The organism is Undibacterium sp. TC9W (assembly GCF_049339865.1).
Taxonomy (GTDB): Bacteria; Pseudomonadota; Gammaproteobacteria; order Burkholderiales; family Burkholderiaceae_D; genus Undibacterium.
Map to the genome: position 1 here is coordinate 173113 of NZ_JBMPPJ010000002.1, position 14935 is coordinate 188047.

Below are 14935 nucleotides of genomic sequence, written 5' to 3' on the forward strand. Positions count from 1 at the left end.
ATATCGCAAACTGATCCCGCACTTTTATCGGGATCAGTTTGCAGACGTGCTTATTAACGTATGCCCCAGACAAAGGGGTCGCGTTCATCCAGTAGTAACTGTGCTTCTGCATTCACAAAAGCGCTGCCACGCAAGCTTGGCAAGACCTTGCCATCTGCCGCATGGCGATAGCTGGCTTCAAACACGCTGCCCAGTATGCTTTCTTGTCGCCAGACCTGGCCTTCCTTGAGTTTTTCATCCGCGGCCAGACAGGCCAGCTTGGCGCTGGTGCCAGTGCCGCAGGGTGATCTGTCATAGGCTTTGCCGGGGCAGAGCACAAAGTTCTGGCTATGGTTGTCAGTTGAAAGTGGCGGGCCAAATAACTCCACGTGATCGATCAGTGCACCGTTTTCACCGGTAATGCCCTGGTTTTCCAGTGCCTGTCTGACGCGCCAGCTAAAGTCTGTCAGTTGTTCTACATTTGACAGGCGCAGGTCTTGCCCGTGCTGGTTGATCAAAAAGAACCAGTTGCCGCCCCATGCAATGTCGCCGCTGATCTGCCCATGTCCGGCCACATCAATCTGCACTGCATGGCGGTAGCGGTAGGCAGGTACATTGTGCACGGTCACGGTGTTGTCGGCATGCAACTCTGCCTCGACGATGCCGACCGGTGTATCTATCCTATGCTTGCCTGCCTTGATCTTGCCCTGATAGGCGAGGGTGACGATAAAGCCTATCATGCCGTGGCCGCACATACCCAGATAACCGACGTTATTGAAAAATATCACCCCCGCCGTGCAGGATGGGTCATGCGGTGCACAAGCCAGCGCGCCGACGATGACATCCGAGCCACGCGGTTCGCAGACGGTGGCTGAACGGTAGTGATCAAAATGATCACGAAATACTTGCAGGCGGGTAGCCAGGTCACCTGCGCCCAGATCCGGGCCGCCATCAACAATAATCCGGGTAGGTTCGCCACCAGTATGCGAATCAATGACTGAGATTTTTTTCATGTTTTTTGCCAGTGTGGTGTGTGTTAGCTGATGTTTGTTGATGTTCGCTCAAGTTCGCAGAATAAGGCAGTTCCAGCTTAAGGAAAGCCTGATTCATCAGGGAGTGATTACAGGCGCTAGCTTAGGTAAAAACGCTGCGCCTGTCTTGACACAAATTCAGCAGGCGGACGACGAAATCAGCATAGTCATGTTGGCAATATGATCCCACACACAGAGTGCAGATTTGCTAATCCACCTTGCCGGTATTGGCAAAATTTTTGTAGCGGGCAATCTGTTCACCCAGCATGGCATTCACCATCGGTGCCATTTTTTCAAAACCACCTGCCATATAGCCGCCCACGCTATAACTCAGTACCAGCTTGCTCAATGGCTGACCCGCTTCAGCCGGTTTTTGCGGGATGAAATCCCAGCTCATGCTGCCAGCCAGACCGTGTGCCTGCATGGGGCCGAGTGCGCCTGTCATGCGCAAGGCTTTGCCAGGTGCTGCATGTACCACGCTCATGTGTTGTACTCCGCCACCATGCGGGTATTTCTCACAAAAGCAGCCACCAGGCCTGGCGTCTATGTTCAGGTTTTTGGGATTGAGGGTATAAGTATGCGAAGGATTCCACCAGCCGCTGACATTCACCAGCAATTCGTAGGCTTCTTCAGATGGTATATTCAACAGCACTTCATGACGTATCTGGAAACCATTACTACTTATATTGATAACTTCTGCCAGCGCAGGGCTAGTCAGGCAGAGCAGGGCAGAGGCGGAGAGGATGCGAAAGCGAGGGGTCATGTTTTGCTCCTGTTTGGTGGGCTATCAAATTCAAATCGTGAATTTCTGATGCTGAAGCACTTTTTTGATGCATACAGATGGTAAAGTACGTTTCGCATTTTGACCATGCGATAATCTTCAGCCATGAGAGAAAATTGAACCTGTTGCATGAATCTGTATCCAGACCACACTGAAAATGCCATGCCCAAAGAGATCAAGCAGCGCCTGATTGGCGGTTTGCTCATTTCTCTCGCCATACATATATTTATTTTGTGTTTACAGTTTGGCTTGCCTGGCCTGGGTATGCCCGGCGTAGAAGCGCCGTGGAACAAACGCAGGGCTGAGTCACCACAAATCACGGTACAGATTGCCAATTCAACACCAGCTAATAATGACAAACCGGTCGCTGCCAGCGCTGCGGCTGAATCATCGGCACCAGTAGTGCCAATGACACCAATAACACCTGTCACCCCCAAGTCTGATCCTGCACCTGCATCCACTACCGCCGCAGTCAGCGTGAAAGAAAGTGGCGCAACTGCAAAAACCGAGAGCAAGGCTGCCACTTCTGGCATACGCCTGGTTGCACCGCAAAAAGCGGCACCTGCTCCCGCACCGGTACAGACCAAAGTTGCCAGCAAGCCGCGCGCTCCCCAAAAAACCAAAGCCAACACGGCACCACCCCAGGCCCAGCAGCGCAAAGTCATGGCACCAGATGTGGCCCGTGTGATCACCCAGGATATAGCCCGCGAAGAAAGCTTTGCCATGGCTGTGCCTAATCCCGATGACCTGCCCAAAAAAGCAGATGCAGAACCCGATCCTAAAAAGCAATATGACAACATAGCGCAAGAAGGCTTGGAGCAGGAAACACCCCAAGAAAAAGCTGCCAAAGAACAGGCAAGAGAACAAAAACGCAAAAAGCGTGAAGAACAGATGCGCAAGCAGGCCGAGGAACTGGCGCAGCAAAGCGATGCCAATGGCAAGGCAGAACTCCAGCAATTGAGCAAACAATTCGACGAAGAAAACCGCAAACTTGCTGATGAAGCCAGTCGCAAGGCGGCAGCCGCACTGGCACTGCAAAAACAACTGGAAGCAGAAGAACAAAACCGCCGCGCCCAACGCGAAGCAGCCCAGGCTGAAGAAGTCAAACTGGCAGAGCAAAAACGCCAGGACGACAATAAGCGCCAGGAAGAAGAAAGACAGCAAAAATCCCAGCAACTGGCCCAGGCACAAAAAGAACAGCAGCAAGTCAAAGAACAACAACAGTTGAAAGAAAAAGAACAGCAAGTCGCGTTGGAAGCGGAAAAACGCAAACAGGAAGAACAGCGCCAGCAAGCAGCGGTACGTCAAAAACAACAAGAAGAGCAAGTCGCCAGACAAAAGCAGGATGAACAATTAGCGAAACAAAAAGCCGAAGAGCTGGCTGCAAAACAAAAAGCAGACGAGCAGCGTGCCCAGGCACAAGCTCAAGCTCAAGCTCAAGCTCAAGCTCAAGCACAGGCACAGGCACAGGCACAGGCTGCTGCCGCTGCCAAAGCTGCTGCCCAGGTCGCCGCCAATAACCAGTCTGCAAACACGGGCATCAATCCTGGTGCAAACACCGGGCAGCAAAACAATGGCTCTGCCACCACGCCAGGCAATGGCAGCAATCAGGGGAATAAATCTGACCCGTTCAGCCTGCCTAAAAATGTCACTGGTGGTGACCTGGCAAGCCGGGCCAGGGACCAGGCACGCGGGCTCGATGTCCTGCGTGGTACGCCGCCTTTGCCACGTAATGACGCAGAAGAAAAACCGCGTCGCCGCAGCCTGTTTGGCAGCCAGGACAAAGATGTTCCCTTGCGTCTGTATATCGATAGCTGGAAGCAAAAAATCGAACGCAATGGCAATCTGAATTATTCGCAAATTTCCAAAGACAGGGCGCGTGGCGACCCTGTAGTGGTGGTTTCCATACGCAGTGATGGTAGCGTCGAAGAAATCACTATCTTGCGTTCCAGCGGGCGTGCCGACATCGATGAGGCAGTACGCCGTATCGTCCGCGTGAATGCCAAATACGCCGCCTTCCCGCCGAATATCGCAGCTCAGTATGACGTCATAGAAATACGCCGTATCTGGAATTTTGACGACAATCTGAGATTGATAGAAGAGCTGCGTTAGTTGCGTAAAGCATTCTCTCGCAGGGTTTTTTAAGCTCGATGCCGGGCCAGGTAAATTCAATCATCATTCATGACAAAATTTAAAAACTATTCCAGCGTTTCCATCGCGCTGATTGCGCTGAGTGCTCTGGTTGCACTCACTTCCAGCTTTGGTGGAGAAATAGAAAACCTGCGCATTTTTTTCATAACTGACCCGGATCATGCCGGGTTCGCCGATGTTTTATCAGGCCAGATCTGGCGCTTGCTGACACCTGCCTTCATCCATTTCGGCCCCATGCATCTGATCTTTAATTTGCTGTGGGTGTGGGATCTGGGCATCGTCATTGAAAACAGAAAAGGTCCCCGCTTTTATCTGGGCTTTTTTCTGGTTGCGGCAGTCATTTCAAATATCGCGCAATACCTGCTGACAGATAATCCTTATTTTGGTGGTATGTCGGGCGTTATATATGGCTTATTTTCCTATGTCTGGATACGTGGCCGCTATGACGCCGCCTTTAACGGCATCATGCGCAAAGCTACGGTGAATATGATGCTAGCCTGGTTTGTATTGTGCTGGACGGGCTTGCTTGGCCCCATCGCAAACTGGGCGCACACCATGGGATTGCTGGTTGGCGCTGCCTGGGCCTATATTGAGTGCAAGAAGCTGGGGCTGACACAATCTTCTTTACCGCTACCGGCCAACGCAGCGCAAAACCTGGAATATTTTTCTACTGCCGATATCCTCAAAGCAGAATCATTGAGAGATTGGGTTAGACAGCAATATTTGCCAGAAGCGAGAACACAGTTTGACACTGTAGAAGGCAAGCTCAAAATCATCGAAGTGATCTTGCAGCAAAAGCCAATAAAAGCACGGCCAGTACATGAAGTGCAGGCACTGGAAATAGTATTTGCCGATGCCCTGGTACAAGAGACAGGTTTGAAATGGGCAGTGATCGATAACGACCAGCAACGCATCTTTGTCATGACTACTGCAGACGCGCCGCCAGTCATTTTTAGCCTCGTTCCTGCCAGTAAAATCATGCAGGCAGTCATTGACGCAAACAAGGATGCAAATCTGGCTGCATTGTTCAGAACCAGTGTGCAAACCATACGTGAAAATCTCCAGCAGCGTACAAATACAGGATAAAACATGAATCTGCAAAAAATTGTCCGCGTCATCGCGATGCTGATTTGCCTCATATTAATGATAGGCTTTGGTGCTTGTGGTCTTCTCGGTTTAACTTTTTTAGCAGGAACACCATTCAATCTTTCAGTGTTGGGTTTGACTGCTCTGGGTTTAAGTATCAGTCTTGTTTGTGGCTTTCTGCTCAAGAAGCTTTTTGTATCTACACACAAATCTGATCATGACAAGCAAGAGCCGCGCTAAGCAGCTATCCAGGGATTTCAGGCAAGTCATTTCAAATCAGAACTTATTTACGAGACAGGGCAAGCCTTGTCACATACTTGGGCTATGATGTTCATTAGAACTCATTTCATAAATATGAATGAGATGCGTTTGCCTCATAACACGGACCGGTAACACGTTTGTGGTTGTCAATTGTGGAACTATTTTCAATAAATCCAATGTTGTCTGATACGTGTTATGAGGCAAACCCTTCGGGAACTGACGATTTGGGCGCATTGCTGTGTTGCGTCCTTTGCTAAGGCATGAGCCTTAGCTGCAGGCCACGCCTTGCACTGCATCCCAAATCGCCTTGTTCGCACTCATCCCTATTTATGAAATGAGTTCTAGTTAAATGGATAAACATTATTTATCATGAGGAATTTAAATAACTTTGTTCGTGCATTCTTCATCCTCCTGTGCCTTATCCCAATGGTAGGTTTTGGTGCCTGTGGCGCGTTTGGAATATTTTTTGCAGTCATCAGTTTCAGCCTCATTCCACTCGCCTATGGCGTTGCAGGTTTGCTCATTTGTGCTTTGCTGTATAAATTAATTGGTAAGATCGCGTCCAAATAAATTACTCATCTACCCAGCCTGCAGCGTTTTGCGTGCTTCGTTCCAGTTCTGCATTCAATGAAACTTTACGTATTTTCAGCAAGTACCGCCCATCTTTTGCATTTCATTTTTGAATGGCTGGCAATTGCCATTGGTGTACAGTTATACCGCCGTCAGCGTGCATATCAGCAACAGGCAGGCATACTGGCACCCGGACATTATGGTGTGATCATAGGCTGTGTACTGGGTGCTGCAATTGGCAATAAAGCAGCCTTCTGGATGGAGTTCCCACACATGTGGGCGGCAGCAACAGCTAACTTGCAGATATTGATGTCAGGCCAATCCATCGTCGGTGGTTTGCTGGGTGGTTTGATCGGTGTCGAGTTTGCCAAGTACCTGCTCAAACAACCGCAATCTACCGGCGACAATTTTGTTTTACCCTTGATGGTGGCGACGGTCATAGGCCGCATAGGCTGTTTCCTGGCAGGACTCAACGACGGCACCTATGGCAATGCCACGAGTCTGCCATGGGGCATCGATTTCGGCGATGGTATCGCACGCCATCCGACCCAGATTTACGACATGATTTTTGTTCTGGCATGGGGCGGCTTTTTATTGCGATTCAGGCAGGCATGGCAAAGCCAGTCTGGCCTGATGTTCAAAATGTACCTGGCTGGCTACTTGTTTTGGCGCTTGCTTGTCGATGGCATCAAGCCTGTGCCTTACTATTATTTTTCTTATTTCAGTGGCATACAAATCTTGTGCATCATTGCGCTTGTGATTTACTTGCCTTTGCTTGTGCGTCAGATGCTTAGATTGAATACAGGAGAGAAATTTGGACTCGAACCTTAATAGAAATTCGCGTATTGCGATGTTGATGGTGGCGCTGAGCTTGATAGGTGGGACTGGTTGTGTGCATTATTTGATGGCGAGCTCTAGCTCTGGCTCGAGGAATAATACAAATCCAGTCAGCGTTCCTAGAGAATTAACTGCACAGGAAAAAGAAGAGATTGCGAAGAAAGCGGAACTTGCACGGGAAGAAAGCAGGAGGAAGTACGAGCTTGAATACAATAATCTGGCGATGGCAGCCAACGCCAATGATCCAGCTGCCAAAACCAAGCTTGGTATAGAGTATTTGAAGAATATTGGGTATTTCCCAAAAGACGTAAAAAAGGGAATTGCTCTGATTAAAAGCGCCGCGGATGATGGGTATCCACATGCTGAGTATTATTATGGATGGTTATTACTTCAAGGGGAACCGAAAATAACTGATCGTCAGATTAAATTGGAGCAAGGAGACATGGAGCTTTCTTATTCTGAAGGTGTAAGGCTGATTGAGGCTTCTGCAAAGAAAATATGCGGTCCGTATCATGGGGCAGTCGAAAATATACCGGCCGAAGACTTGACTGACATCTATCAACAAGGAAAATATGTTCCTGAAAGTGAAAAAAAATCTGATCTCTGGTTTGCGAGATTTATCATGCATTGCGGCGGAAAATCTGGGTTTTCATCTAAGAAAAAATGGAGACTGTATGGCCATGAAGATTTTTCAGATGCAAAAACTTTAGCGTTCCTTTATTTGCTGGATAACTCGCGCAGCCCTTTTCCCAAATATTACAGAGAACGTGCCTCAGCATTTGCTGCCACATTGAATTCGGAGCAGATCAAGGAAGCCAAAGCAATAGCGCAAGAACTTCGTTTGGCCGTTCGCCAGTCAGAACAAGAATATCCCGATCCTGCTAACTATAAGGGTAAAAAATAATATGTCCCGAAAAGTCCGCCCTTATCTGTTTTACGACACCACCAGTTCGGTCTGTTCCAACTGCCTGCACCCTGTCGAAGCAAAAATCATCTTGAAGGATGACAAGGTCTATATGGACAAGTGGTGCAGTGCGCATGGTACTGAGCGCGTGCTGGTTAGTGATGATGTGGAGTATTACAGGCTGTGCCGTGAAGTATTCGTCAAGCATCCAGAAATGCCACAAATCTTTAATACCAAAATGGAATATGGCTGTCCCTATGACTGTGGTTTATGTCCTGACCACATGCAGCATTCCTGCCTGTCCATCGTGGAGATTACCGACAACTGTAATTTGAATTGCCCGGTCTGTTATGCCGAGAGTGGTACCCATCGCGAACAGCACAAACCATTAGCTGACATCATCAAGATGCTTGATACGGTAGTTGCCAATGAAGGCGAGGCTGATGTCATGCAATTGTCAGGTGGTGAACCTACGCTGCATCCACAATTCTGGGAAATTCTGGACGCCGCCAAGGCACGCCCCATCAAGCATGTCATGATCAATACCAATGGCATCGTGCTGGCGCAGGACAAGGCCTTTGTTGAGCGCCTGGCGAGTTATGCGCCGGGTGTTGAAGTTTATCTGCAATTTGATTCTTTCCGGGCAGAAGTGCACAAGGTCTTGCGCGGCGCGGACCTGCGTCGCATACGCCAGCAGGCACTGGAAAACCTGAATGCAGTTAATCTATCTGCCACTCTGGTCGTGACCTTGAAAAAAGGTTTGAATGACGACGAGATAGGCGACATCATCAATTTTGGGCTGACCCAAAAATGCGTACGCGGCGTGACCTTGCAACCGATACAGGATGCCGGTCGTGTCGAGAACTATGATCCGCGCCTGCACAGATTAACGGTATCAGAAATACGCAGAAAAATTACTGAGCAATGCAGCCTGTTCAGTCTCAAGGATATCGTACCTGTACCCTGTAATCCAGATACGCTGGCGATGGCATATGCCTTGAAGACAGAAGAAAAAACTGTGCCCCTCACTCGCTATCTTGACCCGCAGTCTTTGGTGGAGGGCAGTGGCAATACCATCGTCTTTGAACGTGATGAGAATTTAAAGCAGGGTATGAAAGACCAGATTTTCAAACTCTTCTCGACCAATCATTCACCCGAGTCTCAGGCCAATTGTCTGTCTGAATTGATGTGTTGTCTGCCTTTGATCTCGGCGCCGCAAAACCTCAAATATGACAACGTCTTTCGCGTACTGATCGTGCAGTTCATGGACGCTTATTCCCTGGACGTACGCGCATTGAAAAAATCCTGCATCCATTTCGCCCTGCCCGATGGGAAGATGATACCGTTTGAGAGTTATAACCTATTGTACAGGGATGCTAGCAGGCTCAAAGAGATACGCGGCAGCATTGCGAGGCAAACCATGGATAGACTGCCGGAAGGGAAGAAACAGAAACACATCCCGATGGTAGAAATCAACTGAAAAAATGCCAGCCTGTGTAAGCAAGGCTGGCATGTGTTGGCATGTCTTATATCATGGCAAGGCAGCAGGCTTGGCCAGATAGTTGGTCGAATAAGTCTTGAACTGCCCGCCGTCGGTATTGATGGAAGTCTGGTTCACTTCACCCGTGCTGAACACCGCACCAAGGCCACCAACCGCGACCATTTCCGATGCATGGGTCAAGAAATAACGCACCTTGTTGTCGCGGTATTTACCTGACGAGCCGCCTATCTGTGTCGATGGCACACCCAGCGGAGTTTGCCACCACAGGACTGGTAATTGCAGACCCTGATAATAGGTTTTGGCCAGCGCAAAATGGTCCTTGAAATTAGGTGAAGTCAGATTCGACTCATCCCAATACCAGCCTGTGCCTGCACGTGAGCAGTAAGACACTTGCGGTACGGTTTCAAAACAACCGGCGTCCCTGTCCAGGGTTTGCATGACGATGAAATCTGCCTTGTCTGCACCCAGCTTCAGCATATAAGACATGGCCGTTGAATGCAGGTCTTCAAACAGGGCAGGGGGAAAGCCAACATAGGCATTTGGTGCAATGGCTCTCGCCATTTGCATCAGGCACTGGCTGATGCCGGCGACGCTGTTCGGCTGGTTCGCGCAGTCAGGATTATTGTTGACCTGTGCTGGCACGGTGGCCGGGTCGGCGTTATTGGATATCCTTTGCGTATAACCCCAAAAGTCTGGCTCAAAATTGACCAGCACCGGTTTGCCATAGGTTTTGATCTGTTGGAACATAAGACGTACATTGTCCCAATAACCTTTCATGAACGTCGTATTGGTCAGGCCGCTCAGATTGCCGTCGCCATTGCTGGCCATCTGGTACAAAGTGAACATGGGGATGGCACCCAGCTTGTCGGCATTTTGCGCAACGATCTGGACATAAGCACCAGAAGGGCTGTTCCAGGTTGGCCAGGAACCAGCACCGACACCGACCAGGTATTGGTCATAGATATCCGGTGTAATGTTTTGCTTTTGTACATCCGCCAGATCAGCACTGCCCAGACCCACCAGAAAACGCGTAGGCTTGCCTAGCTTGGCTGCCAGTGCAGCGGCTTTTTTCTCCAGCGTGACGACGGTCGTGCCAGTGCCGGTACCAGTACCGGTCGTAGTACCCGTACCTGTGCCAGTGGTAGTACCCGTACCTGTACCAGTCGTTGTGCCTGTAGTAGTTCCGGTGCCGGTACCCGTGGTTGTGCCAGTGGTTGTTCCTGTCGTGCCAGTTGTGGTACCTGTCGTGCCAGTTGTGGTACCTATAGTCGTGGTGCCGGTAGTTGTCGCTGCAGTCGAGCCACCGCCACCACCGCAGGCGCTGGTGGCCACAAGCAGGCTTGCCGCAAGGATAGTTGGAAGTTTCATAAGACTAAAATAAAGTGTCAAAGGTTCTGATCATGATAGACGATGCCTTTACGACTTTGCCTGAAACCATTTCAAGCTTGCCGCTTAAATAACAATCCTTCACAATGTTGGCATGTCAGAACCCAAGCCCAAAAGAAAATCCTGCCCACGATGCCTGCGCCCATCCACAGCCTGCATCTGCCACTGGGTTTGCAGCATTGCCAATGCACCCGAAGTGTTAGTGTTGCAACATCCCCTGGAAGTCAATAATGCCAAGGGCAGCGCGCGCTTGCTGGACCTGTGCCTGCAAGATTCACGCATGGTGGAAGGTGAGCAGTTTGATCAACAATTATTGACTAGCCTGCTGCAAGCTGATGGCAAGCAGGCTGTATTGCTTTATCCTGCAACCACGCAAAATGACGCGCAAGACTTGCAATACGAAGCAGCAGAATTTGTTGCGCAAGACCATGCCTTGGCGAATATACGTCTGGTGATCATCGATGCGACCTGGCGCAAAAGCCGCAAGATGCTGTACCTGAACCCGCTGCTGCAACAACTACCCCGCCTGAGCCTGCAAGACATGCCAGCCTCGCACTACCGCATACGCAAAGCGCATGCTCCAGATCAGTTATCGACACTGGAGGCGGCTTGTTATGCGCTCATGCAACTTGAGCAGGATGAGGGAAAATATCAACCTTTGTTGCAGGCGTTTGATGGATTTGTCGGGCAGCAGATGGGGTTCCGGTCCACCCCGGCTTTAATTGATACCGTTTGAATAGCATCAAATGTATGACAGAAAAATTCCCGCTATTGCTGTGCAAGGGTGATTTTTTAAGCGACGTGTGCGAAATCCAATCGGTATTATCGAAGTGTTGCTGCAGTCAGTGCAATTTGTTCTCGCAGCCATTGCTGTGCAGGATGAGTATCATTGCGCCTGTGCCACATCAAATCATAGTTGATTTCCGGCATGGCAACTGGTGGAGGATAAGCAGCCAGCTTGCGCCAGTCGCAGGAATGCTGGGCTATGCGTTTCAGTACGGTTGATACCATATCCGTCTGTGCGACGACTGAGGGGGCCGCAAACATCTGTGGCAATGTGAGTCCTAAGGTGCGGCGCTTGCCCAGATGTATTAATGCTTGATCGACCATGCCATAGCGATCACCCTCTGGCGATACCAACAAATGAGTTAGCTTGAGAAATGTTTGCATATTCATGTCATCTGTCACTTCAGGATGGTCTCGACGGACAATAGTAATGAATTCGTCACGCATGATTGTCTGTGTCAATATTCGCTTTTCAGCAACACTGGGTGGTGCCCCAATCGCAACGTCAATGGTTCCTGCATCCAGTAAATCAACCGCACTGTCGCGGCTACCTACTCCATGTACCGCCAGAGATATTCCCTTGCCGTGGTTTTCCATTGCTTTCACAATGATGGGTAACAAGACAAAGGCAGGATACTCAGACAAGCCAAGTGTGAATGTAATTGACGCATTCGCTGGTTCAAAGCGAGGCTTGGGTAACAGCGCTTCTTCAATTTGCTTTAATGCCTGTGAAACCGGTTCTGCGAGATCTCTCGCCTTTGGTGTCAGCAGCAGTCCATGCGCGCTGCGCAGGAATAACTGGTCATTGAACAGCGTGCGCAGTCGGGACAGTGCAGCACTCATTGCAGGCTGGCTGACACCGACATGCGCTGCAGCGCGTGTCACATTGCGTTCGTTGACAAGGGCATCGAAGGCGGCCAGCAGATTAAGGTCTATCCCATGGAAATCCATATATCAACTTTTCTGTATTTGCAGATGTTCGTTATTTTTCAGCGAGACCATGGCAGGGCTCTCCTGGAGCAGGGTATCAGACATATTCTAAGAAATTTTCTGTGAGCAAGTGTAGCAAATAAATAAAGCGCGTTTGACACTGGCAGGGTCAGGCAAGCTTGCTACACTTAATTATCGAATTTCTTTCCCAGTAGCCTTACTTGTGGCACAGACGCTCGTAGTACACCTGAATTTCCATGCTTATCCAGTCCTTCAGATCCCAGTCAGGATGTTGGGCTGCCAGGATGGGTGTCAGCTCTTTCTGGATGTCAGGCAGTTGCTTGCCTGCAGCACAAGACTTGGCAACCTCCTCACGGGCAAAATCCATGTGTTGCGCTGAAGCTTCCAGGTCCACCGCAGTACCTATCGTGCCATGCCCAGGAATGACGATGTTTGGTTTGGTCGCAGCGATCTTTCGAAAAATCTCTCGCCAGTTCAACGGATCAACATCTGTATCCTGCAAATCAGGAAACCAGGGCATGATGGGGAAGGATTTGGTTTCCAGCAGATCACCGAATATCACGACGCCCTGTTCTGGGATCGAGATCACCTGGTCTCCAAGTGTGTGCGCCGCTTGATAGTAATTGAGTTTTACGACGCGTCCGCCAAGGTCAATTGAGGCTTCATTTTCGTAGGTAATATCCGGTTCCACGAAATTTACATCCCTCATTGCTTCGCTGACATCCAGTTTTTCAGAGAACAATGTGCGGAAAACTGGCCCCTTTTTACGCAATTCATCACGCTGGGCGCGGTTATAGATTATCGTTGCCTGGCCCTTAAAGACTTGCGCTCCGAAACCGTGTTCAGGATGAAAGTGCGTGATAGTAAGATAGATCTTTTTGTCTCCCGCGAGCCTGCGTGCTTCTTGCAAAACGAGTTGTGCACTCGTTGCACCCAGTCCTGTATCGACTACCAGGACTGCATCTTTGCCGGTGATGATAGTGACATTTGGCACCAAAAAAATATGCTGTCTGTCTTCAATCACATGTACACCTGGACTGACTTCAGTGATATTGGCGAGGCGGACGATTTTTTCTTTTGATATGTCATTATTTGCCGCGAGTGCAACTGCACTGGCAAAAGTTGAAGCCAATGCTGTCAGTAAGTGGAGGGCAGCGAGTTTGATTTTATTCACGAAATGTCCTCCGGTTGATTACTTGTTTTTCAGTTGCTCAGTCGCCCCATGCCAGTCTTCGACATGATATGACTTTACGATCTTGTGGTTTTCGACAGTATGGATATCAATCGACATGATGTCGAAGCTACGGTTGGAGACCTCCACACCCAGGAAGGGGAGAACAGGTGTTGCACTGGCATGTCCACGGACCACGTAGCGATTGCCGACTTGAAGAATTTCTTCTATCTTCCAGGTGAGATTGGGAAGAATATTGCCTGTGCCTTGCAGCTGTTTTAAAAATTGATCACGTGTCTTTGCCACACTCGCATAGTCCCCTCTGCTTTGCCAGTCAGGGGCGAGCACTTCGGCCATTCTGGCTGGCAGATCAGCACTGGTTGTTCCGCTCAGTAATTTGCTGTAGAAGGCCTCAACAATAGCGCGGTCATCGTCAGCCCTTGCTGCATGCGTGACAAATGTACTGGCGAGCATAATTATTATGGCGATTAAGGTAGAAATTTTAGTCATGGTATGTTGTCCTGCTTCAGGGATTGTTGATTGTTGATTGTCGTGTGGTACGTTTTAGCTTCCGATGCGTATGATGATCTTGCCGCGGGAATGACCAGCGGCTAAGCGCTCAAGAGCGCCATGTGCATCATCCAGAATATGAGTTGAGTCCACTAGCACCCTCAGGCGCGTAGCTTCAACGTCTTTCAGCAGATCAGACAAGACAGATGCGTCATGCTTTATCGCTGTGAACACGGCCTGAACCTTGTCGCGTGGTTTAATGGTGTTATCAACGATGGATACTATGCTTCCGCCAGGACGGACGGTTGCCCAGGAACGTGCCAGCGTTTCCCCGCCACGGGTGTCCAGCACCAGATGTATTCTTCCGAGATGCTCAAGCAGCTCACTGTTGTGATAGTCAATTGCTACATCTGCGCCGAGCGCGCGTATGAGATCGAGTTTGTGCTCTGACGCCGTGGCGATGACATACGCGCCTGCCTGCTTTGCAAGCTGAATGGCAAAACTGCCGACACCGCCAGCGCCTGCGTGTATCAGTACATGTTGTCCCGGCAATAATTTGCCCACATTGAACAGGGCCTGCCTGGCCGTCGCTGCGGCCGTCGGCAGGGCGCTAGCCTGCTCATCACTGACGCCAGCCGGGATGTGGGATAGGAGATCGGCAGGCACTGCGGCATACTCTGCCAAGGCGCCGCCAGCGGTTGGGCTGAGACGGCCTGCTACGCGATCGCCATGTTTGAAGCCAGTGACACCCTCACCAGTCGTTTCGACAACACCAGCGAAGTCAGTTCCCATGGTGTAAGGGAAGTTCACTGGAAATGCCGCCTGTTTTTGGCCGGCAAGTATCTTCAAATCCAGGGGATTCACTGATGCTGCTTTAATGCGTACGATGACTTCATGGGATGCAAGGGCCGGGAGTGGTACATCTTCCAGGCTGGCATCAGATAACTGGCCAAAATGGCGAATATTTAGTGCTTTCATGCTTGTCTTTCGAAAAATGTGAGAGGAGATGATGGGGAAATGATAGGGGCCT

At 49.9% G+C, this 14935-nt stretch carries 15 protein-coding genes; 8 read left to right on the top strand and 7 right to left on the bottom strand.

The window, feature by feature from the left end:
• Positions 1–53: 53 nt before the first annotated feature.
• Both ACO0LN_RS03065 and ACO0LN_RS03070 read right to left on the bottom strand, forming a co-directional pair.
• Positions 54–992, bottom strand: a complete 939-nt coding sequence (locus tag ACO0LN_RS03065; protein WP_422970911.1) for a 4-hydroxyproline epimerase — start codon at positions 990–992, stop codon at positions 54–56.
• Between the two features lie 226 nt (positions 993–1218).
• On the bottom strand, positions 1219–1773 hold the full coding sequence (locus ACO0LN_RS03070) for a hypothetical protein (protein WP_422970912.1): 555 nt from the start codon (positions 1771–1773) through the stop codon (positions 1219–1221).
• 147 nt (positions 1774–1920) lie between these two features.
• Here ACO0LN_RS03070 and ACO0LN_RS03075 point away from each other — a divergent pair, with 147 nt between their 5' ends.
• From ACO0LN_RS03075 to ACO0LN_RS03105, 7 genes are all read left to right on the top strand, one after another.
• Positions 1921–3903 carry a TonB family protein gene (locus tag ACO0LN_RS03075; RefSeq protein WP_422970913.1) on the top strand — a complete coding sequence of 661 codons (1983 nt, stop codon included), beginning with the start codon at positions 1921–1923 and terminating at the stop codon, positions 3901–3903.
• 69 nt (positions 3904–3972) lie between these two features.
• The gene (locus ACO0LN_RS03080) at positions 3973–5028 is read left to right on the top strand and encodes a rhomboid family intramembrane serine protease (RefSeq protein ID WP_422970914.1); all 1056 of its coding nucleotides are present in this window, start codon (positions 3973–3975) and stop codon (positions 5026–5028) included.
• Positions 5029–5031: 3 nt separating this feature from the next.
• Complete coding sequence (locus ACO0LN_RS03085) at positions 5032–5268, top strand: hypothetical protein (protein ID WP_422970915.1); 237 nt, start codon at positions 5032–5034, stop codon at positions 5266–5268.
• Between the two features lie 390 nt (positions 5269–5658).
• Positions 5659–5859: a hypothetical protein gene (locus ACO0LN_RS03090; RefSeq protein WP_162042198.1), complete on the top strand. Its 201-nt coding sequence runs from the start codon at positions 5659–5661 to the stop codon at positions 5857–5859.
• A 57-nt stretch (positions 5860–5916) separates the two neighbouring features.
• On the top strand, positions 5917–6690 hold the full coding sequence (locus tag ACO0LN_RS03095) for a prolipoprotein diacylglyceryl transferase (protein ID WP_422970916.1): 774 nt from the start codon (positions 5917–5919) through the stop codon (positions 6688–6690).
• On the top strand, positions 6674–7600 hold the full coding sequence (locus ACO0LN_RS03100) for a hypothetical protein (RefSeq protein ID WP_422970917.1): 927 nt from the start codon (positions 6674–6676) through the stop codon (positions 7598–7600). The genes ACO0LN_RS03095 and ACO0LN_RS03100 overlap by 17 nt, the downstream gene beginning before the upstream one ends.
• 1 nt (position 7601) lies before the next feature.
• Positions 7602–9080, top strand: a complete 1479-nt coding sequence (locus ACO0LN_RS03105; RefSeq protein ID WP_422970918.1) for a radical SAM protein — start codon at positions 7602–7604, stop codon at positions 9078–9080.
• A gap of 51 nt (positions 9081–9131) precedes the next feature.
• Here ACO0LN_RS03105 and ACO0LN_RS03110 read toward each other — a convergent pair whose 3' ends face one another.
• Positions 9132–10469 (bottom strand): hypothetical protein, encoded by a 1338-nt coding sequence (locus ACO0LN_RS03110; RefSeq protein ID WP_422970919.1) that lies wholly within the window; start codon positions 10467–10469, stop codon positions 9132–9134.
• A gap of 112 nt (positions 10470–10581) precedes the next feature.
• Here ACO0LN_RS03110 and ACO0LN_RS03115 point away from each other — a divergent pair, with 112 nt between their 5' ends.
• Positions 10582–11223 (top strand): tRNA-uridine aminocarboxypropyltransferase, encoded by a 642-nt coding sequence (locus ACO0LN_RS03115; RefSeq protein ID WP_422970920.1) that lies wholly within the window; start codon positions 10582–10584, stop codon positions 11221–11223.
• 86 nt (positions 11224–11309) lie between these two features.
• Here ACO0LN_RS03115 and ACO0LN_RS03120 read toward each other — a convergent pair whose 3' ends face one another.
• The 4 genes from ACO0LN_RS03120 to ACO0LN_RS03135 form a co-directional block, all read right to left on the bottom strand.
• Positions 11310–12224 carry a LysR family transcriptional regulator gene (locus ACO0LN_RS03120; RefSeq protein ID WP_422970921.1) on the bottom strand — a complete coding sequence of 305 codons (915 nt, stop codon included), beginning with the start codon at positions 12222–12224 and terminating at the stop codon, positions 11310–11312.
• Positions 12225–12420: 196 nt separating this feature from the next.
• Positions 12421–13398, bottom strand: coding sequence for an MBL fold metallo-hydrolase (locus tag ACO0LN_RS03125; RefSeq protein WP_422970922.1), 978 nt, complete (start codon positions 13396–13398; stop codon positions 12421–12423).
• 18 nt (positions 13399–13416) lie between these two features.
• Positions 13417–13905 carry an ester cyclase gene (locus ACO0LN_RS03130; RefSeq protein ID WP_422970923.1) on the bottom strand — a complete coding sequence of 163 codons (489 nt, stop codon included), beginning with the start codon at positions 13903–13905 and terminating at the stop codon, positions 13417–13419.
• A gap of 54 nt (positions 13906–13959) precedes the next feature.
• Positions 13960–14883 carry an NADP-dependent oxidoreductase gene (locus tag ACO0LN_RS03135; protein ID WP_422970924.1) on the bottom strand — a complete coding sequence of 308 codons (924 nt, stop codon included), beginning with the start codon at positions 14881–14883 and terminating at the stop codon, positions 13960–13962.
• Positions 14884–14935: the final 52 nt, after the last annotated feature.